15 protein-coding genes and 1 pseudogene are annotated in these 19,405 nt (G+C 72.2%); 3 read left to right on the top strand and 13 right to left on the bottom strand.

The genetic code is table 11. From position 1 onward, the window contains the following. Positions 1-79: 79 nt before the first annotated feature. The 12 genes and pseudogenes from ACIOWN_RS03455 to ACIOWN_RS03400 form a co-directional block, all read right to left on the bottom strand. Positions 80-1,231, bottom strand: coding sequence for a pectinesterase family protein (locus ACIOWN_RS03455; RefSeq protein WP_362355422.1), 1,152 nt, complete (start codon positions 1,229-1,231; stop codon positions 80-82). Between the two features lie 93 nt (positions 1,232-1,324). Next, positions 1,325-2,614, bottom strand: a complete 1,290-nt coding sequence (locus ACIOWN_RS03450) for a polysaccharide lyase family 1 protein (protein WP_362355425.1) — start codon at positions 2,612-2,614, stop codon at positions 1,325-1,327. Between the two features lie 162 nt (positions 2,615-2,776). Continuing rightward, positions 2,777-4,117 carry a sugar ABC transporter substrate-binding protein gene (locus tag ACIOWN_RS03445; RefSeq protein WP_362355428.1) on the bottom strand — a complete coding sequence of 447 codons (1,341 nt, stop codon included), beginning with the start codon at positions 4,115-4,117 and terminating at the stop codon, positions 2,777-2,779. A gap of 136 nt (positions 4,118-4,253) precedes the next feature. Next, positions 4,254-5,114: a PmoA family protein gene (locus tag ACIOWN_RS03440; RefSeq protein ID WP_362355431.1), complete on the bottom strand. Its 861-nt coding sequence runs from the start codon at positions 5,112-5,114 to the stop codon at positions 4,254-4,256. Further along, a complete protein-coding gene (locus ACIOWN_RS03435; protein WP_362355434.1) occupies positions 5,111-6,340 on the bottom strand; it encodes a Gfo/Idh/MocA family oxidoreductase in 1,230 nt (409 codons plus the stop codon). Before ACIOWN_RS03435 ends, ACIOWN_RS03440 begins: the two co-directional genes overlap by 4 nt. Continuing rightward, positions 6,337-7,221, bottom strand: coding sequence for a carbohydrate ABC transporter permease (locus ACIOWN_RS03430; RefSeq protein WP_401980053.1), 885 nt, complete (start codon positions 7,219-7,221; stop codon positions 6,337-6,339). Before ACIOWN_RS03430 ends, ACIOWN_RS03435 begins: the two co-directional genes overlap by 4 nt. Next, entirely contained in the window at positions 7,218-8,150 is a 933-nt protein-coding gene (locus tag ACIOWN_RS03425; RefSeq protein ID WP_362355437.1) for a sugar ABC transporter permease, read from the bottom strand. Before ACIOWN_RS03425 ends, ACIOWN_RS03430 begins: the two co-directional genes overlap by 4 nt. A gap of 132 nt (positions 8,151-8,282) precedes the next feature. Continuing rightward, positions 8,283-10,022, bottom strand: a complete 1,740-nt coding sequence (gene araD, locus ACIOWN_RS03420; RefSeq protein ID WP_362355440.1) for an L-arabinonate dehydratase — start codon at positions 10,020-10,022, stop codon at positions 8,283-8,285. After that, complete coding sequence (locus tag ACIOWN_RS03415) at positions 10,019-10,927, bottom strand: dihydrodipicolinate synthase family protein (RefSeq protein ID WP_362355443.1); 909 nt, start codon at positions 10,925-10,927, stop codon at positions 10,019-10,021. Before ACIOWN_RS03415 ends, araD begins: the two co-directional genes overlap by 4 nt. Further along, positions 10,924-11,592, bottom strand: a complete 669-nt coding sequence (locus ACIOWN_RS03410; protein WP_362355446.1) for a GntR family transcriptional regulator — start codon at positions 11,590-11,592, stop codon at positions 10,924-10,926. Before ACIOWN_RS03410 ends, ACIOWN_RS03415 begins: the two co-directional genes overlap by 4 nt. Positions 11,593-11,865: 273 nt before the next feature. After that, entirely contained in the window at positions 11,866-12,453 is a 588-nt protein-coding gene (locus ACIOWN_RS03405; protein WP_401980049.1) for a TIGR03086 family metal-binding protein, read from the bottom strand. Positions 12,454-12,933: 480 nt separating this feature from the next. Next, a pseudogene (locus tag ACIOWN_RS03400) lies at positions 12,934-14,558 on the bottom strand (IS200/IS605 family accessory protein TnpB-related protein). A gap of 287 nt (positions 14,559-14,845) precedes the next feature. Between ACIOWN_RS03400 and ACIOWN_RS03395 the strand changes: the two are divergent. Next, complete coding sequence (locus ACIOWN_RS03395) at positions 14,846-16,078, top strand: MFS transporter (RefSeq protein ID WP_362355452.1); 1,233 nt, start codon at positions 14,846-14,848, stop codon at positions 16,076-16,078. Here the strand turns inward: ACIOWN_RS03395 and ACIOWN_RS03390 are convergent. Further along, positions 16,015-17,214 (bottom strand): hypothetical protein, encoded by a 1,200-nt coding sequence (locus tag ACIOWN_RS03390; RefSeq protein WP_362355455.1) that lies wholly within the window; start codon positions 17,212-17,214, stop codon positions 16,015-16,017. The two genes, ACIOWN_RS03395 and ACIOWN_RS03390, sit on opposite strands and share 64 nt — an antisense overlap. A gap of 256 nt (positions 17,215-17,470) precedes the next feature. Here ACIOWN_RS03390 and ACIOWN_RS03385 point away from each other — a divergent pair, with 256 nt between their 5' ends. Together ACIOWN_RS03385 and ACIOWN_RS03380 are read left to right on the top strand one after the other, a co-directional pair. Beyond that, on the top strand, positions 17,471-18,280 hold the full coding sequence (locus ACIOWN_RS03385) for an NAD(P)-dependent oxidoreductase (protein ID WP_362355458.1): 810 nt from the start codon (positions 17,471-17,473) through the stop codon (positions 18,278-18,280). Positions 18,281-18,549: 269 nt separating this feature from the next. Continuing rightward, complete coding sequence (locus tag ACIOWN_RS03380; RefSeq protein ID WP_225074110.1) at positions 18,550-19,320, top strand: DeoR/GlpR family DNA-binding transcription regulator; 771 nt, start codon at positions 18,550-18,552, stop codon at positions 19,318-19,320. The last annotated feature ends 85 nt before the right edge of the window (positions 19,321-19,405 follow it).

Here is a 19,405-nt window from a genome sequence, read left to right as displayed (position 1 = left end):
CGGGACGGACAATTCGCCTGCGCAACCCGCCGTTCATCTCGCCCGGTCACCCACCGTCAGCACCGTCGTCGCGGCACCGTCAGCGCCCCCGCCACGGCGTCCAGTCGCCGAGGTACGCCTCCCGGGTCGCCTCCCGGGCCTCGACCCGGGTGAGCTGGGGGCGGTTGGCCGGTACGGTGATCCGCGCGCCGGGCCCGGAGTTGCGGTACTCGGCGAAACGCTGGTCCTGCCAGGGGTACATGTCCGACATATTGGCGTATGGCGCTACCGTGTCGACACCTGCGCCGAGCCATGTGTCACGGACGGTCAGCATCGGCCGGGCGGTCGTGTCCGAGCTGGGCACCCAGGGGCGGGCGAGCTTGTAGCCGCCGTCCGGGGCCCGGCTGGTGACCCGGCCGTGCGTGACCAGGTAGCCGCGCGGGTTGGCGACCGCGGTGGAGGGCGCGAAGACGAAGCCGTACGGCGGCGCCGCCAGGTCGGTGCGGTCCAGCGCGCGGAAGTGGCAGTGCTCGAACACCGCGGTCGCCCGGCCGAAAACGAAGTCGACGTCGCCCTCGACACGGCAATGGGCGTAGTACTGGCGGGCGAAGGCGGTCAGGGACCTGGTGTCGGCGTACAGGGTGTCCTGGTGGCCGAGGAAGCGGCAGTGCCAGAACGCCGAGCGGTCGCCCTGCGCCTTGACGGCGACGGCCTGGGTGCCGGTGACGCCGGGGTGGTCCGCGCGCAGCCAGTCGTTGGCGAACGTGATCCGGTGGGCGGTGAAGCCGTCCGCCTGGACGGTCGTGGTGGCCGATCCGCTGGTGCCGTAGGTGCCGCCGTCGGGCCTGGGGGTGCCGGCCGCGTTGTCGTACACGATCACCACGTCGCGGGCGTCGCCCGTGGCGCCGATCCAGGTCATGTCGGTTCGGGCGGTGTCCACGGAGACGGTCTCCCGGTAGGTGCCCGGCGCGAGGACCAGGGTCCAGCCGCCGCCGGCGGCCGCGTCCACCGCGGCCTGCACCCGGGAAAAGTCGCCGCGGCCGTGCGGGTCGACGTAGAGGGTGCGCGGGGTGCGGCGGCCGGCCGGTGAGCCGTGGCGGCCGAACGGGTGCGGCCGGGCGGCGGCCCGCGCGGGCACGGCTGCCGGACCGAGCGCGGCGCCGGCGGCGGCACCGGCGAGCAGCAGTCCCCTTCTCGACAGCCCCTTTCCGGGCAGGGACGGCGGGGACGGACGGAGGTGGGGCGAGGGCATACGGGTGCTCCTTCGCGGGGCGGGGTGGGCGGGGCGGCGGTGGCGGGCCGGGGCGGGGCGGAGGGTGCGCCCCGGCCCGCCGGGAGGTGAGCGTCAGCGCAGACGGCCGGCGCCCGCCTGGTGGCCGACGATCCCGGGCAGCGCCTTCGGGTTGTCGATCCGGGTGCGCAGGGCCGGGGTCCAGTCCCCGCCCCGTTGGAGGATCTCGTCGGGCACCTGGGCGTTGTGCACGGCGATCAGGTCGGTGAGCCTGCCGTTGACGTAGTTGTGGGACTCGGTGACCGGCGACTCCTTCCACTTCTTCAGGATCCGTCCCGCCCCGACGCCCCGAGCCAGCGTGAACGCGTTGTGCTCGGCGACGAGTTGGGACTCCATGCCGATGCCGAGGCTGTAGCCGTAGCCGGCCTCGGCCACGTAGTGGTTGTTGTAGGAGTCGACCTGCCCGAAGCGGACGCGCGGGGCCCGCTCGACCAGGTTCCTGAACAGGTTGTGGTGCAGGGTCACCCTGAGGTGGCCCCGGTCGACCGCGGCGGTGGACGCGCTGTCGCTGTTGCCGATGAGGATGGTCTTGTCGTGGTCCTCGAAGACGTTCCAGGAGACCGTCACGTAGTCGGCGCCCTTGACGATGTCCAGCTCGCCGTCGTGCTGCTCGAAGATCCGGCCGTAGTAGTACGGCAGGGTGCTGTTGGGGTGCTCGCCGTCGGTGAACGTGTTGTGGTCCATCCACACATGGGTGGAGCCGGTGATCACCGCGCTGTCGTACTCGGAGTTCCAGTTGCCGTCGGCGGTGTCGGTGGGGTCCCACTGCGGGAAGCAGTCCAGCGGGCTCTCCAGGGTGAGGTTGCGGACGATGACGTTGTCCACGTTCTTGATCTGGAGGCTGGCGCCCTTGAAGCCGGCGTGCTTGCCGACGCCGACGATGGTGGTGTTGGCGGGGATGTTCGCCTTGATGTACTTGTCCTGGAGGGCGGCGGAGGCACGGCGCAGGCCCTCGGGGCTGTCGTCGGGCTCACCGTCCAGGTTCCGGTCCCGCCCCCAGGCCTGCGGCGAGTAGGTCTCCAGGTAGGTGCCGAAGTCGTAGCCGGGCACCTCGAAGGCGGAGCAGCTCGGGCCGTCGGCGTCGACCATGCCCTTGACCTTGATGACCTTGGGCGCGCTGCCGCCGGCGGCGAGCGCGGCCTTGAAGTCGTCCCAGGTGGTGACGGTGTAGGTGTGGGCGGCGTCGGCCGCGGCGCCGCCGGTGGTGCCGGTGCCGTACGAGGCCCAGCCGTCCTTGGCCGCGAGCACCTGGCGGGCGGGGTCGGCGGCTTCGGGGGCCGCGGCGGCGGACGTGGTGCCGGTGACGGCGAGTACCAGCGCCGCGCAGCTCACCGTCGTCGCCATGACGCGCGCATGACACTTTGAAGTACGCACTCTACGATCCTCTTTCAACGGGGAGTGGGACGAGAAGGGGCGCGGGGTACCGCGCGCCCGGCCGCGGACGGTCCGAGGCCCGGATGCGACCTCGGGTTCCCGGACCGTCCGCCTTCGTTTCACCGGCCGGCGTCAGCCCTTGTTCTGCTTCCACTCGGCCTGCGCCTTGTCGAGCTGGTCGGCCAGCGTGTCCAGGAACTGCTTGGCGCTCATCTTGCCGAGCAGCACTTTCTGGAAGTTCGGCTCGTTGTCGGCCTTGGAGATGGTGTTCCAGTCGGGCAGGTAGTACGGGAGCTGCACGATCTTCGTGTCGGCCCCGTTCAGTGCCTCGGCCGCCAGCTTCGTCGGCTCGGCCTGCTGGATCCAGTTGTCCTTGGCGGCGTCGACGTTGGTCGGCACCTGCCCGGCGGACTCGTTGAACTTGGAGTTCTCCGCGGCCGAGGCGGCGAACTCGATGAACTTCCAGGCGGCCGCCTTGTTCTTGCTCGCCTTGAACAGGCCCAGGCCGTCGACCGGGTTGGACACCTGCACCCGGGTGCCGTCGTCCAGCGTGGGGTTCGGGACGCCGCGGAACTTGTCCTTGCCGAGGGCCTTCAGATGGTCCTGGTACGAGCCCAGGTTGTGGCTCAGCATGCCGATGGTGCCGCTGTCCCACTGGGCGACCATCTTGGTGAAGTCGTTGTTGACGTCGGCGGACGGGGTGTCCTTCTTGTACAGCGCGACGTACTTCTCCAGCGCGGTCACGTTCTTGGGGTCGTTGACGGTGGTCTTGTCGCCGTCCCAGAACGAGGTGATGCCGGACTGCCCGTACACCGCGTCCAGGGCCGGCGCGATGGACCCCTCGCCGCCGCGGATGGTGAAGCCGAACGCGTTCTTGCCCTTGTTCGTGAGCTTGTCCGCGGCCTCGTAGAACTTGCCCCAGGTGGTCGGCGCGTCCAGGCCCGCCTTCTCGAACAGGTCGGTGCGGTACCACAGCGTGCCGTTGTTCACCGAGGTCGGCACGTGGTACAGGGTGTCGCCGCCGCCCGCCGCCCTGCTGACGCCGAGCACGTTCTCGCTGAGCTTGCCGTTCAGCTCGCTCTTGGCCAGCCGGCCGTCCAGCGGCTCGAGGGCACCCTGGGCGGCGATCTCGGCGAGCACCGCGGTGCCCACGCCGCCGACGTCCGGCAGACCGCCGCCCTGGATGGCGGTGTCGAACTTGGACTGGGCGCTCGCGGCCGGGATGCCGACGTAGTTGACCTTGATGTCCGGGTACTTCTCCTCGAAGTCCGCGATGATCCGCTTCCAGACGTCGGTGCGCACGCCGCCGTTGTTGTCCCAGAAGGTGATCTCGCCCTTGCCGGAGCCCTCGGAACCCTTGCTCTTCGCGGAGCCGCTGCCGTCGTCACCGCACGCGGTGGCGGTCAGCGCGAGCGCGGAACCCACGACGACGGCGACGGCGGCGCGCCTGCTTCTACGGATGTTGATCTTCATTGATCAGCTCTCTTCTTCTGGATCCGACTCGGAGGTGGAGCGCGGTGCTTGGGGCTTGAGACGTGGGAGGACTCGTCGGTAAGCGCTTGCAGAAGGGGTGTGCCACGGCGGCTCCCGGCTGATGACCACGGGTGGGCTACGGCTCGTCGGGCATCGGTGACGACAGGGCCGCCTCGCGGGCCAGCTCCCCGGCCTCGTCCCGGCCGAGCCGTCCGTCGGCGACGACGGTGACGACCCGGCGCAGGACCGTCCCGCCCGGCTCGATCGCGAGCCGTTGCTCCGCCGCCAGCGACGAGCCGACTCCCGGGTACTCCGCGGCCCGCACGAACCAGGGGTCCTCGCGGGTGGCGCCGGTGGCACCGGCGAACACCAGCGTCCAGGTGCTGCCGACGAGGGCCAGCCAGTCGGCGCGGGTGCCGTGGGCCGCCGCCTCGCCGTCCCCGTCGGCGGTGAGCACGAGCGGGGGCTGCTCCTCCTTGCGGGCCCGCCAGAAGAAGCCGCCGTACGCCGCGCCGGGGCGCCCGTTGGTGGCGGGGCTGCCGATCGACAGCGCCCGCTGGGTGACGTTGGTGAGGGCGAAGGTGAAGTCCAGGGCCCAGGCGGTGGCGGTGAGTCCGGTGGCCGCGACGGTCCGGCGCTCGCGCAGCAGTTCGCGGCCCGCGGCCACCCAGCGCAGCTCCTCCGTGAACCGGTCGGCCTCGCGCAGCGGGAAGCCGGTGTGCCGCTGGGCGCCGTGGTTGTCCAGTTCGGTCGGGCCCCGGTCGCGCACGAAGGTGCGCCCGCCCCAGAAGTTGTGCCCCTCGACGTCGGGAACGGCGACACCGACGCCGAGGTGGTGGAGGTGATCGGCCGGGCCGAGTTCGGTGACCGCCGTGCCGGCCAGCGTGGTGACGGGGTGCAGATACGGGCGCGGGGAGAGCCGGCCGGGCAGCTCGGGACGGGTGACGCAGCGCGCGACCGGGCGGCCCGCCACGCGCAGGACCGGGGAGTCCGTCATCCCACGGTCACCTCCTTCGGCAACGCCCAGTCGACGTCCAGTTCGGAGTACAGGCGCAGGGTGTCGGCGACGGCGGCGACGAGTCCGTCGACGCCGGGCACGACCCGGCGGTCCTCGCCGGCCGGGCGCCGCCAGGAACGGTCCGGCAGCGCGGCGGGGTCGGGTGCGGTGCGGATCGCCTCGACGACACGCATGAAGGCGCCCGTCGAGGCGGGCGGGGCCAGCAGTCGCGCCCCGGTGGTCAGGTGGTCGACCAGGTTCTCCAGCAGGTCGGTGCGGCCGTACTCGAACTCCTCCGGGCCGTGGCCGGCCCGTTGCAGCAGCACCCGGTCCTGCTTGTACCAGAAGGTGATCCGGCCGCTGCTGCCGTGCACCATGACGTACGGGTCGCCGGGTCGCTCGGCGCACAGGGTGGCCGCGACGGCGGCCCGGCCGTGCGGGGTGGTGACGCGGACGCAGGAGGTGTCGTCGGCCTCGATGGCGTTGGCCCGCCACAGCTCGGTCTCGATGCCGGTGACGTCCTCGGCGCGGGTGGCGCCGAGCAGGGCGAGCGAGGTGGAGACGGCGTGGGCGAGGGGGTTGGTGAGCACCCCGTCGACCACGTCGACGCCGTTCAGACGGCGTCTGCCCGCCCAGGGCGCCCGCCGGTAGTAGGCCTCGTCGCGCGCCCAGGCGCCTGCCGCGCCGACCCCGTCGACCGTCCCGATCATGCCGTCGGCGACCAGCTCCCGGATCGCGGGCATCGCGTGCGAGCCCAGCGCCTGGAAGCCGATCTGGCAGGCGACCCCGGCCTCGGCGACCCCGTCGGCCATGCGGCGGAACTCCGCGTACGAGGGGGCGGGCGGCTTCTCCAGCAGCAGGTGGACGCCCCGCCCTGCGGCGGTGAGCGCCAGGTCGGTGTGGGTCGGGATGGGCGTGCAGATCACCGCGATCCGCGCGCCGGTGGCGTCCAGCAGGGCGCCGAAGTCGGCGGACTGCGCCGGCGTGCCGAGCCCGTCGGGGATCTCGTCCCCGGTCAGCGGGGTCAGCTCGCAGATGCCCACGAGCCGTACGAGGCCCCTCTCCTGGAGCCGGCGGATGTTGTCCAGGTGCCAGCGGCCGTGACCGCGGGCACCGGCGAGCACGACCGGCAGGGGCGGGGTGGCGGCCGTCGGTGAGCCGGTCGCCGTCGGATCGGGGGCCGCCGTGGGCGTGGTGGTCGCCGTGGGCGGCGTGGTGGCCGTCATCCCTTCACCGCCCCCGCGCTGAAGCCGGTGATCAGCCACTTCTGGATGAAGGCGAACACGATCACCACGGGTACGGCGGCGACGATGCCGCCGGCGGCCAGCGCGCCCAGGTCGACGCTGTCCGCGCTCATCAGGGTGTTGAGGCCGACCGGGATGGTCTGCTTGCTCTGGTCGGAGAGGAACATCAGGGCGAACAGGAAGTGGTTCCAGGCGTGCACGAAGGCGAAGGAGCCGACGGCGATCAGCCCGGGCCGCAGCAGCGGCAGGACGACGATCCGGAAGGCGGAGAAGCGGTTGCAGCCGTCCACCCAGGCGGCCTCCTCCAGGGACGGGGGCACGTTCTTGATGAAGCCGCTGATCAGGATCATCGACAGCGGCAGCTGGAAGACGGTCTCGGCGATGATGACGCTGCCCAGCGAGTTGATCATCGACAGCTTGGCGAAGATCTGGAAGAGCGGGACGAGCAGCAGCGCGCCGGGCACGAACTGGGAGCAGAGCAGGGCCAGCATGAAGCCGCGCTTGAGCCGGAAGTCGAACCGGGCGAGCGCGTAGCCGCCGGCCAGGGCGACGACCGTGGTGAGGACCAGGGTCGCGACGCCGACGAGCACGCTGTTCTGGAAGTAGAGGCCGAAGCTCCGCTCGGTCCACACCTTCTCGAAGTGGTCGAAGGTCATCGGCCAGGGCACGAGCGAGGTGGAGCCGGCCGGGCGCAGCGCGAACAGCAGGATCCAGTAGAAGGGGATCAGCGTGAAGAGCAGGTACACGGACAGCGGCAGATAGATGTGCCACCGCGGCACCTCGTCCCAGGCGCGGCGCGTGCCGCGGGGCCGGGCCGGTCCGGGCACCGCGCGCTCGGGCGCGGGCGCGATCTCGGTGATCACTTCTCACCTCCGAACTTGCTCAGCCGCAGATAGACGATCGAGCAGAAGAGCAGGATGACGAACGCCACCGTGGTCAGGGCGGACGCGTAGCCGAAGTTGTGGGCGTCGACGCTGGTGTTGGCGATGTAGAGCGGCAGGGTGGTGGTCTCGCCGGCCGGTCCACCGCCGGTCAGGGTGTAGAGCAGGTCGACGTTGTTGAACTCCCACACCGCGCGCAGCAGCGTGGACAGGACGATGGCGTCCTTCAGATGGGGCAGGGTGATGTGCCAGAACTGCTTGAGCCGGCTCGCCCCGTCGACCTCGGCGGCCTCGTACAGGTCCTTCGAGACGGACTGGAGGTCGGCGAGGATGAGGATGGCGAAGAAGGGCACCCCGCGCCACAGGTCGGCGACCACCGCCGCCGGGAACACCGTGGAGGTGTCCGACAGCCAACTGGTGCCGTAGGAGCCGATGCCCATGTCGGCGAGGTAACGGGTGATGCCGGTCTGGGAGTTGTAGAGCAGCACCCAGATCGCGGAGGTGAGCACGCCGGAGACGGCCCACGGGGAGAACACCATGGCCCGGCCGAGCCCGCGGCCCACGAAGGTCTGGTTGACGATCAGGGCGAGGGCGAGTCCGAAGAGCAGTTGCAGCCCGACCTCGACGACCACCCACTTGGCGCTGAAGATCAGCGTGTCCCAGAACTGGGGGTCCTGGGTGAAGGCGTGGACGAAGTTGTCGAAGCCCGCGTATCCGTTCCGCCACGGCTTGGTGGGGTTGTAGTTCTGCAGGCTGTAGTAGAAGACGCTGAGCACCGGGTAGGCGATGAAGCCCAGCATGAGCAGGGCGGCCGGGGCGATCAGCAGGTACGGGAGCCTGCGCGGCGTGGCGGAGGCACCGCGCCGCCGGGGTGGCGCGGGCGGTTTCGCCACGGCTGCGGCTTGGGCCACGACTGTTCTCCGTTCGCAGTGGGGCAGTACAGCGGTCCGTAGGAAGCGCTTGCTATCTACACGTGGGTGAAGCGCTTCCGCGGAGTGGGCAGGGGGGCGGGGCGGTTGTCTCCCGGTTCCGGGCGGGGCCGGCTACCCGGCGTACGGGTCCGGCACCTTTCCGGGCCGGGCCAGGAACTCGAAGTCGCAGCCGGTGTCGGCCTGGGTGATCTGTTCGGAGTACAGGGCGCCGTAGCCCCGCTCGTACCGCGCGGGCGGCGGCGCCCACTCGGCCCTGCGGCGCTCCAACTCCTCGTCGTCCACGTGGAGTCGGAGAGTGCGGGCCTTGACGTCGAGAGTGATCCGGTCGCCCGTGCGCACCAGCGCCAGCGGTCCGCCGACGTGGCTCTCGGGGGCGACGTGCAGTACGCAGGCGCCGTAACTCGTGCCGCTCATGCGGGCGTCGGAGATCCGGACCATGTCCCGCACGCCCTGCTTGAGCAGGTGGTCGGGGATGGGCAGCATGCCGTACTCGGGCATTCCGGGTCCGCCCTTGGGTCCGGAGCCGCGCAGCACGAGCACGCTGTCGGCGGTGATGCCGAGCGACGGGTCGTTGATGGTGCGCTGCATGGTCCGGTAGTCGTCGAAGACGACGGCGGGCCCGGTGTGTTCGAGCAGGTGCGGTTCGGCGGCGATGTGCTTGATGACGGCGCCGTCCGGGCAGAGGTTGCCGCGCAGCACCGCCACGCCGCCCTCGTTCGCGACCGGGTTGTCGCGAGGCCGGATCACGTCGTCGTCGTGCACCCGCGCGCCGGCGATCTGCTCGCGCAGGGTGTCGTACGCCACCGTCGGCCGGTCCAGGTGGAGCAGGTCCGGGATGCGCGAGAGGAAGCCGGGCAGGCCGCCGGCGAAGTGGAAGTCCTCCATGAGGTACTTCCGTCCGCCGGGACGGACGTTGGCGAGGACCGGCACGGTGCGGGCGATGCGGTCGAAGTCGTCGAGGGTGAGCCGGACGCCCGCGCGGCCCGCCATGGCGATCAGATGGATCACGGCGTTGGTGGAGCCGCCGAGCCCGAGGACGGTGGTGACCGCGTCCTCGAACGCCTCGCGGGTCAGGATCTCGCTCAGCTTCCGGTCCTTGCGGACCAGTTCGACGATCGCGAGGCCCGCTTTTGCCGCCATCCGGTCGTGCCCGGAGTCCACCGCCGGGATGCTGGAGGCGCCGGGGACGGTCACGCCGAGGGCCTCGGCCGCGGCGGTCAGCGTGGAGGCCGTGCCCATGGTCATGCAGTGACCGGGCGAACGGGCCAGGCCGCTCTCCAGCTCGGCCATCTCGCAGTCGCCGATCAGTCCGGCCCGCTTGTCGTCCCAGTACTTCCACATGTCGGTGCCGGAGCCGAGGACCTCGCTGCGCCAGTGGCCGGGCAGCATGGGCCCGGCGGGCACGAAGACGGTGGGCAGGTCGACGCTCGCGGCGCCCATCAGGAGGGCGGGGGTGGACTTGTCGCAGCCGCCCATCAGGACGGCGCCGTCGACCGGGTAGGAGCGCAGCAGCTCCTCGGTCTCCATGGCGAGCATGTTGCGGTAGAGCATCGGGGTCGGCTTCTGGAAGGTCTCGCTGAGCGTGGAGACCGGGAACTCCAGCGGGAAGCCGCCCGCCTGCCACACCCCGCGCTTGACCGCCTGGGCGCGGTCGCGCAGGTGGACGTGGCAGGGGTTGATGTCGGACCAGGTGTTGAGGATCGCGACGACCGGCTTGCCCAGGTGCTCCTCGGGCAGGTAGCCGAGCTGGCGGGTGCGGGCGCGGTGGCTGAAGGAGCGCAGGCCGTCGGTGCCGTACCACTGGTGGCTGCGCAGGCCCTCCGGGCGCCTGTCGCCCGGCCGGGCGGTCATATGGACCACCCGGCGGCGATGGCGGCGACCTCGGCGCGTTCGCTCTCCGGCAGCGGCTTGCTCGGCGGGCGCACGTCCCGGCGGCACAGGCCGAGCGCGGCGAGGGCCTCCTTGACGACGGTGACGTTGTTCGCGGACCCGTTGGCCGCGCGCAGCTCCTCGAAGCGGCGGATCCGCTCCCAGACCCTCATGGCGGCCGGGTAGTCGCCGCCCCTGAGCGCCCGGAGCATGCTGACGGAGACGGCCGGGGCGACGTTGACCAGGCCGGAGGTGAAGCCGGTGGCGCCGGCGGAGAAGTAGGAGGGCGCGTAGGGCTCGGCGAGTCCCGCGACCCACACGAACCTGTCCAGGCCCGCGTCCCGGGCGAAGGCGCCGAAGCGGGTGGCGTCCGGGACGGCGTACTTGACGCCGATGACGTTCGGGCAGGCGTCGGCGAGTTCGGCCAGGCGGGCGCCGGGCAGCTGGGCGTTGCGGATGTAGGGGACGACGCCCAGCTCGGGCACGGCCTCGGCGATGGCGCGGTGGTAGTCGACCCAGCCGCCCTGGGAGACGTAGGGGTGCACGGGCTGGTGGACCATGACCATCTGCGCGCCCAGCTCGTGGGCCTGCCGGGCGGTGGCGATCGCGGTGGGCACGTCGTGGCCGACGCCGACGAGGATGCTCGCCCGGTCCCCGGCCTCCTCGACGGTCATCTCGGTGACCTGCCGACGCTCCTCGGGGGTGAGGGCGTAGAACTCGCCGGTGTTGCCGTTGGGCGTGAGGGTGGTGATGCCGCCGTCGAGCAGGCGGCGCAGCAGGGTCCGGTAGGTGGCGCCGTCGACGCCGCCGTCCTCGGTGAACGGGGTCACCGGGATCGCCACCACGTCGGCCAGTGCCGCCCGCTGGGTCTCGAACGCCGTTGTCATGCCTGACCGTCCTCTCCCTGGGCCTTCGACTCCGCTGAGGGGAAGGCCCGTTGCACGAACGACGCGATGTGGGCGTGGAGGGCGCGGGCAGCGCCGTCGGCGTCGCCCTCCAGGGCGAGCCGCAGGATGTCCCGGTGCTCGGTGGCCTCCCGGTCCCAGGAGGGATCGGCGGACCAGGCGACGGCGGAGACGAGGGCGGCCTGGTCGCGGACCTCGTCGAGCATCCGGCCGAGCAGCGGGTTGCCGCAGGGCAGGTAGAGGGCGCGGTGGAACTCGCGGTTGGCCAGGGAGCGTTCGGCGGTGTCCGCGGCCTCGTCGGCCCGCTTCAGCGCGTCGCGGGCGGCGTCCAGGGAGGCACCGCGGCGCACCGAACGCCTCAGCGCCTCCGGTTCGAGGAGCAGCCGCACGTCGTAGACCTCGAGTGCCATGTCCGCGTCCACCTCGCGCACCGTGACGCCCTTGTACTGGTTCATCACGACCAGTCCGGTGCCGGCCAGGGTCTTCAGCGCCTCGCGCACCGGGGTCTTGGACACCCCGAACTGAGCGGCGAGTTCGGTTTCGACCAGGGCCTGACCGGGCGTCAGCCGACCGGTCAGGATGCGGTGCTTGATCCCTTCCAGCACGACCTGCGTGCGGGAGGGGATCGGCGTGGGCACAGAGGTCATGCGCGCCTCTCGGATCTCGTCGATCACATCACGGCTCGGATCGCGAGTTTCCGAACTCGCGTATCGCGTCTCATATATGACGTACGAAGTACGACGCGATGAAGGTAAGAGGGGCAAGCGGTTTCGTCAATGCCTCCGGCACAGGAAAATCCCGCCGCACACCGGCCACGGACCGCCGAGGACCGTGTCCGGCACCGGGCGGCGCGAAGAAACCCCGCGACCGCCGGGTGCGGTCGCGGGGCGCGTGGACGAGGTGCACTGCGATTCGGCGGTTCAGGGCTTCCAGCCGGGATCACGGCCGCTCAGGCCCACCGCACGGTCGAGCAGTGGAGCGTCCTCGGGGACGGGGACGACGGGTCCGAACGGGCCGTTGCCCCGGTTCGGGTCGTCGGCCGCCGCGCGCAGGAAGCCGTACGACACCTGGAGCGCGGCGGGGTCGGGGTCGTAGTCCTGGCCGGTGGCCCGGGCCAGGTCCCAGCCGTGGATCACCAGTTCGTCGGCGGCCACCGCCCCGGCGACCGCGCCCGGCAGGTCCACGCCGCCGGCGCGGGTCATGCCGGTCCAGGCGGCCGGGTCGCGCCAGACCTCGGCGAGCTCGTCGAGGGCCTTGGGCAGTTCCTCGCGCCGGCCCGGGCCGATGTCGGGTGCGGCGGCGTCCGGGCTGGTGTCGGTCGTGACGCCCAGGTCCTTGCGGCCGGCGTCGCGGAAGGCCACGGCCAGGCCGAGCAGGTGCCCCAGCAGGTTGCGCACCGCGCAGTCCGGGCACGGTGTCACCGCGCCGAGCTGCTCCTCGCGCACCGCCTCGGCCAGCCTCGCCACGACTCGGGCCTGCGGCCCGAGATCGATGATCGTGTCGTTCATCGTTCCTCCAGTCCTGCGTCTCACGTACAGGAGGTGGACCGCCGCCGCCCCCGAAACTCATCGCCGCACGGACGGAGGCCCGGCGGCCGGGCGGCCGGGCGGGGCGCGCGCTCGCACACCCGGCTCCCCCACCGACGCGGACCATCCGCGACGGCCGTCCCTGGCACATGACCGCCGTTGCCGAGCCACGCCCCGGCGGCACGACCGCACACTCCCGCCCGACCGGGACTCAGCACCAGCGCGACACCACGACGCCCGGCGGCCGGGGCACAGGCTCGGACGCCCCGCCCCCATCGCGGCGAACCCAGCGCCGCGCACCGTCCCGGAACGGGACCGCCGGTACCCGGCCGTGCCCCGGCAGCACGCCCCCACGGCTCCAACGGAGTTCGGCCCGGCCGGAACCCGGCACCCACGCCCGGGCTCCCGGCCCCCACCGACGCGAGCCGCCCGCCCATCACCCCGTGACATGACCGACCGTTCCTATGGACTGAGCGGGAGTGAGTCCTGGTGCCAGGACTCGTGCTCAGCCGTGTGCTCCGAACGGTTGTGGGCACACTGGTTCCCCGTTTTCGCTCCGCGTCCGGCGCCGGCGGATCGTGTCCGTGGTCCGGGAATGCGGGGGCGGGGTCCCTCACGCCCCGGGGTGCCCGGTCGGGCCTGGACGGTCCGATGCCCCACACGATCGCTCCGGTCGTGTGGGGGCGGTGCCGTCCGACGCCTGATCGCACATCCCAGGGCGCGTCGTCGCCACTGCGGCAGCGTCGTGCCGCGTGGGCTTCCTGTTCTTGCTGGTGAGGGGTTTCTGCCAGTGCTGGGCGCCCCAGCGGCTGGTGTAGGCCGGGTCGACCGCGACAACAGCGACACCGAGCTCGGCGGCCATCGACACCAGCCGGGCGCGCAGGCGGGCGGTGGGCATGCCGGAGATCAGCTTCCGGAACCGCTTCCGTCTGCCGTGCTTCTCCCGCGTCTTCTCCGCAGCGAAGTCCAGGTCCTCGATCGCGAGGACCAGACCGTGCCGCGCCGTCCAGTGCAGCAGGCGGGTCAGGGCGTGGCGGACCTGCGCGTCACGGTGGTCCGCACTGCCGGTGAGGGTGTAGTCGAACCGGCGTGGCGAGCCGACGGGGTTGCCGTGTGCGTCCAGGCGCCAGGCGGCCAGGTGGTCGGCGTTCATGTCCACCCCGACCAAGTCCACCCGCACGCGCCGCCGAAAGCGGCACCGTCGTCACGGGCGGGTTCTGCCAGGAGGCGGTCACATACCAGCGGTTGCGGCCGGTGTCGTAGTGGATGCGGTAGGCCACGGCACGGTTCGCCGCGACACGGTCGGCCCACTGCTCGCCCCGGTGCCGGAAGACGACCCGGCAGGCGAGTACGTACCGGCCGTGCGGCGCGTTGGCCAGGTCGGCCAGCGCCGCCGGAAGCCTGATGCTCACCTCACCGCCGGGTGCGATGCGGATCGTCTCGTTGCCGTACCGCTTCCCGGACTCGCCGTCGGCCTGCAGGAACCACCGCTCGGCCTCCCACCGCGACCGCCACTGCGCCTCGGTCAGCCCTGCGGCCCTCAGGTGGTGCCGGGTACGGAGCAGCTTCTTGCCGCCGCGCACCACCCGCACCCGCCCGGCCCCCCAGTCGGCCCGCACCCGCTCCAGCCGGTCCTCCAACAGGTGCAGGCGCCGGGACTTGGCGAACCACTCCCGCCGGGAGCGGTAACCGCCCGGCGCCCCCTTGGCACCCCTGGCCCCGACAGGCTGCGCAAGCCGGTGCGCGATCGTCTCGACGCCCGCCCGCAAACTCTGCATGTGGGCGAGCTGCCCGCGCCGGGCCAAAGCCCACTGATCATGCGTGGCCTTGGTGATACTGCCCGCCCACCGCGACGACGACTCCCCTGTCAACGCCCGCTTCCGCCACGCCCACTGCTCACCGTCGTGCTCCAGCCCCGCCGCGCAGCGTGTCTTCAGGTCACGGAAGGCCAGCGAGCCGAGCAGAGCGCCGACCCGGCGCAGCACCGCCTCGTCCTGCCCGCTCAGACCCTTGAGACCGGCACGGATCGCCACCCCGGACGGGCCGGACACCACGAACGACGCCGCCACCTCACGCAACCCGCCCATGACCCCACCCCCGCCCGATACCGGCCAACCCCTCACCGCACCCAACGACCACCCCCGACCGAAGGTCACGCATTCGAAACCAGAACTCCCGTCGCCCTGCCACGCACTGCCTTCCCACACCGCGCACCGCAACCGCAAAGCGCACTCACGCACACCAGAACGCACCCAACAGCTGTCAAACGGCAGCAGTTCAAACCCCCACCCGCGGATCGCCGGCCGGGCGGGCCCGGGTTCTACGGCATCTGCCGGATCCCTGGGGTGGGGCCTTAGGGCGACGATCGGGCCGTATGACGACTGAATGGACCCTGGTGCGGGTGGTGCGCGACCGTGCGGCGGGGGTGTGCCTGGCCGCCGTGGTGGTGTCCGGTTTCGGCACCTCGGCGCTGTGGCTGGCCTCGGGCGTGTGGGTCAAGGACCTCACCGGCTCGGACGGGCTGGCCGCGCTGTGCCTGCTGGCGATGTGGGCGCCGGCCCTGGCCGGCCCGGCGCTCGGCACGCTCGCCGACCGCACCCGCAGGCGGCCGGTGCTGATCGGCACGAACCTGCTGCTGGCGGCGCTGCTGCCGATCCTCCTCACCGTCGACACCCCCGGCCGCGTCTGGGTGCTGTACGGGGTGCTGTTCCTCTACGGCGCCACGGGCGTCGTGGAGGACGCGGCGCAGTCGGCGCTCGTCGCCACCGCCGTCGACGCGAAGCTGCTCGGCGACTTCAACGGGCTGCGGATGACCGCCAACGAGGGCATGAAGCTGCTGGCCCCACTGGCGGGCGCCGGCCTGTACGCGGCGTACGGCGGCCACTGCGTGGCCCTGCTGGACGCGGCCACGTTCCTGCTCGCCGCCGGGCTGTACGCCATGCTGCGGGTCCGCGAGGACGAGCCCCGCCGGCCCGGGGGCTCCTGGCGCGCGCAGAGCGCCGAGGGCGCCCGCCATCTGTGGTCCCACCCGCGGCTGCGGCCCCTGGTGCTGGCCGGCGGCGCCACGATGCTGCTCACCGGTGTGACCGGCGCGCTGACCTACGCCGTCGTCGACCGCCTCGGCCACGCGCCCGCGTACGCCGGGGTGCTGTACGCCGTCCAGGGCGCCGGTTCGGTGGCGGTCGGTCTCGCCTCGGGCACCGCTCTGCGCCGCCTGGGCAGCCGTCGCTTCGCGGCCTTCGGCATCGCCCTCACCGCGGCCGGCGTGGCCCTGCGCGCGATCCCGTCCGACCCGGTGGCCCTGGTCAGCAGCGTGGTGAGCGGTGCCGGGCTGCCGTGCGTCCTGATCGCCGCGTTCACCGCCGTACAGCGGGAGACACCGGCGGAACTGCTCGGCCGGACGTCCGCCACCGCGAACACGCTGCTCTTCGCCCCCAACGTCGTCGGCCTGGCCGCGGGTGCCGCCCTGGTCGGCGCCGTCCACCTGCCGGTGCTCCTGGCCCTCCTCGCCCTCGGCCTGTCGGCCACGTCACTGATGCTGTTTCACAGGCCCCGCAACGCCGACCGCACCGCCTCCAGGTCGCCGTCCGAGGCCAACCCCGCGTGATACAGCCGAAGTTCGCCTGCCCCCAGGTCCCGCGCGCGGCCCGCGTCCTCGGCGAGGGTGCCCGGGCTGCCGCCCATGCCGGAGACGATCGTGAAGTTGGCGGCCAGGACGGCGTCCGGGCGACCCTGTCCGGCGAACGGGGCCAGCAGGCCGGAACCGCCCGTGCAGGGCACCACCACGCCGTCCGCCACGGACAGGATGTGGGCGGGGTCGACACCGGCGTTGGCGCCGCAGTGGTAGGACACCGGATCGGCGTGCAGAAGGACCTGGAAGCCGTCGGGCGCCGCCGCGCGGACCGCCGCGACCGCCGCCTCCTGGAGGGTGCGCGCGGTCCGGTCGCGCCATGCGCGGGTGGCGTCCGCCCTGCTCTCGCCGAGCAGCTCCACCACACCGGCCCAGCCTCCCCCGGTCCCGCCTCCGCTCGGCCGGGCGGCGCCCCCGCCGGAGGGTGCCCCCCGCCACACCGGTTCCAGGGCGGAGCGTACGGCGTGCGCCAACTCGTCCGGATCCAGGCCCTGTTCGCCGTACCCGGTGCGGCAGGCGGGGCAGAAGCACAAGGACATCAGGTACTGTCCGGCCTCCCCGAGACCCACCCCGGCCGTCTTGTCGTGGGCGTGCAGATGGGCGAGCCCGTACCAGCCGAGGGACTCCAGCTCGGTGCCGCGCGCCCCGGGGCGGACGGCCGCCTCGGCGGCCAGCTCGGTCAGGTACGCGCGCGTGGCGGGCTGGGCGATGCACGGCGCCCACGGGTAGCGGTCGCCGTAGGCGTTGACGACGGAGGTGTCCGGATGCTCGGCGCCCAGGCGGGAGTTGTGCGCGAGGACGACCCAGGTGTGCACCTCGAGGCCGGTCCCGGCCAGGGCCGCCGCGGCCTCGCCGTACGCGTCGCCCGGTGCCCAGTCGCCGGCCGGATACGGGCGCGGGGTGCGGCCCTCCCAGCGGGCGTCCACCGGATACAGCACGGCGGCGTGCTCGGCGGTGACCACACGGTGGCGCGGATGGCGGGGGGTCAGCGCGCGCGTGGAGTGGTAGGCGGCGGCGAGCGTCACCTGCTCCACTCCGAGGGCGGCCAGACGGCCGGGCGCCTCGGGATCGCCGTTCACGTCCCAGGGGTAGACGAAGGCCGAGGTCTTCACGCTTCCTCCTCGTCGAGCAGCACGCTGCCGCGCTCGATCAGCCGGGCGAGTACATGTTTCTGAGCAATGTCCACGTTCATGAACGCGATCACGTTAGGAGGCCCCATTCGGGCAGGTCAAGCGCGCGAACCGGCAACACGCAAGCGGATTTCGCGCGTTCACGACACACTTGACGGGGTACGGACACTGTTCATAGCGTGTCCATCCATGTGAATCATGGCCACACACAGGAACGCCCCCTTCAAGGAGACCGAGGATGCCCGCTCCCCGCACCGTTCTGCTCACCGGCGCCGCCGGCGGGCTCGGCACCCTGATGCGGGGCCTGCTGCCCGACTACGGCTACGCGCTGCGCCTGCTGGACATGCGGCCCATCGAGGACGAGCCGGACGCGATCGTCGCGGACCTCTCCGACCGGAACGCGCTGCGCGAGGCCGTCCGGGGCGTCGACGCGATCATCCACCTCGCGGGCATCTCCCTGGAAGCCCCCTTCGAGAAGGTCCTGAAGGCCAATATCGAGGGCACGTACCACCTGTACGAGGCGGCCCGCGAGGAGGGCGTGCGGCGGATCGTCTTCGCCTCCTCCAACCACGTGGTGGGCCACACTCCGCACCCCGGCCCCGGCGAGCCGCTCCTGCCGGTCGGGACCCCGCGCCGCCCCGACACCTTCTACGGCCTGTCCAAGTCCTTCGGCGAGGACCTCGCCCAGCTCTACTGGGACAAGCACGGCCTGGAGACCGTCTCGGTGCGCATCGGCTCCTGCTTCCCCGAACCGACCAGCGTGCGGATGCTCTCCATGTGGATGAGCCCCGCCGACGGCGCCCGTCTCTTCCACGCGGCCCTGACCGCCGGGGACGTGGGCCACACCGTCGTCTACGGCGCGTCCGCCAACACCCGCCTGTGGCTCGACCTGACCAGCGCGCGGGAGCTCGGCTACGAACCGCAGGACGACTCCGAGCCGTACGCCGAGAAGCTGATCGCCGAGCAGGGCGAGCTCGACCCGGACAACAAGGCCCATCTCCACATCGGCGGCCCCTTCGTGACGGACCCGCCCATCTGGCCGTACTGACGCGGCGGAAAATCGACGCAACGAAGGGCGGGCGGGCACCCAACGGGCCCGCCCGCCCTCGTGTTCGGGCATCCGCGCTGCCCGTTCCCACGTTCCGGAACACCCCCTCGCAGGTCCGAGGCGGGCACCAGCCGAGCCGAACGGGCGTAAACGGGCAGGAGTGAACCCAAAACAAGCCTGGTCAGAACCGCTTACCCGCTGTAGAACATCCGGCAAGGGCCGCACCGGGCCCGAACGGGCATCGAAACCAGGAAGCGGGTGGTCGACCCATGAGCCACGGGACGGCCGAGGAGCGCCAGCGCGAGATCGTGCGGCTGGCGCGTGCCACCGGATCGGTAGACGTCACCGCGCTCGCCGCCGACCTGGGCGTGGCCAAGGAGACCGTCCGACGGGACCTGCGCTCCCTGGAGGACCACGGTCTGGTGCGTCGTACCCACGGAGGCGCCTACCCCGTGGAGAGCGCCGGCTTCGAGACCACCCTGGCCTTCCGCGCCACCAGCCACGTACCCGAGAAGCGCCGGGTGGCGACCGCCGCCGCCGAACTGCTCGGGGACGCCGAAACGGTCTTCGTCGACGAGGGCTTCACCCCGCAGCTCATCGCCGAGGCCCTGCCCCGGGACCGGCCGCTGACCGTGGTCACCGCCTCCCTGCCGGTCGCGGGCGCGCTCGCCGAGACCGGCACCATCTCCGTGCTGCTGCTCGGCGGCCGGGTCCGCTCCGGCACCCTCGCCACCGTGGACCACTGGACGACGAAGATGCTGTCCGGTTTCGTCATCGACCTGGCGTTCATCGGCGCCAACGGCATCTCCCGCGAACACGGTCTGACCACGCCCGACCCGGCGGTCAGCGAGGTGAAGGCGCAGGCGGTCAGGGCCGCGCGCCGGGTGGTGCTCGCGGGCGTCCACACCAAGTTCGGGGCGGTCAGCTTCTGCCGGTTCGCCGAAGTCGGCGCGCTGGAGGCGATCGTGACGAGCACCCTGCTCCCGGCGACCGAGGCACACCGCTACTCCCTGCTCGGACCGCAGGTCATCCGGGTCTGACCGCCGAGTCGCCCGGCACCCCGCTGGACCTCACCCTTCACCCGCCCCGCGAGGCGCTCTCGTCCCCCCTCAAGTCCCCATTAGT

The sequence above is a fragment of the Streptomyces sp. NPDC087787 genome, assembly GCF_044743035.1.
Lineage (GTDB): Bacteria > Actinomycetota > Actinomycetes > Streptomycetales > Streptomycetaceae > Streptomyces.
The sequence above is the reverse complement of the archived record's forward strand: the minus strand, read 5'-3'. Positions and strand labels throughout refer to the sequence as shown.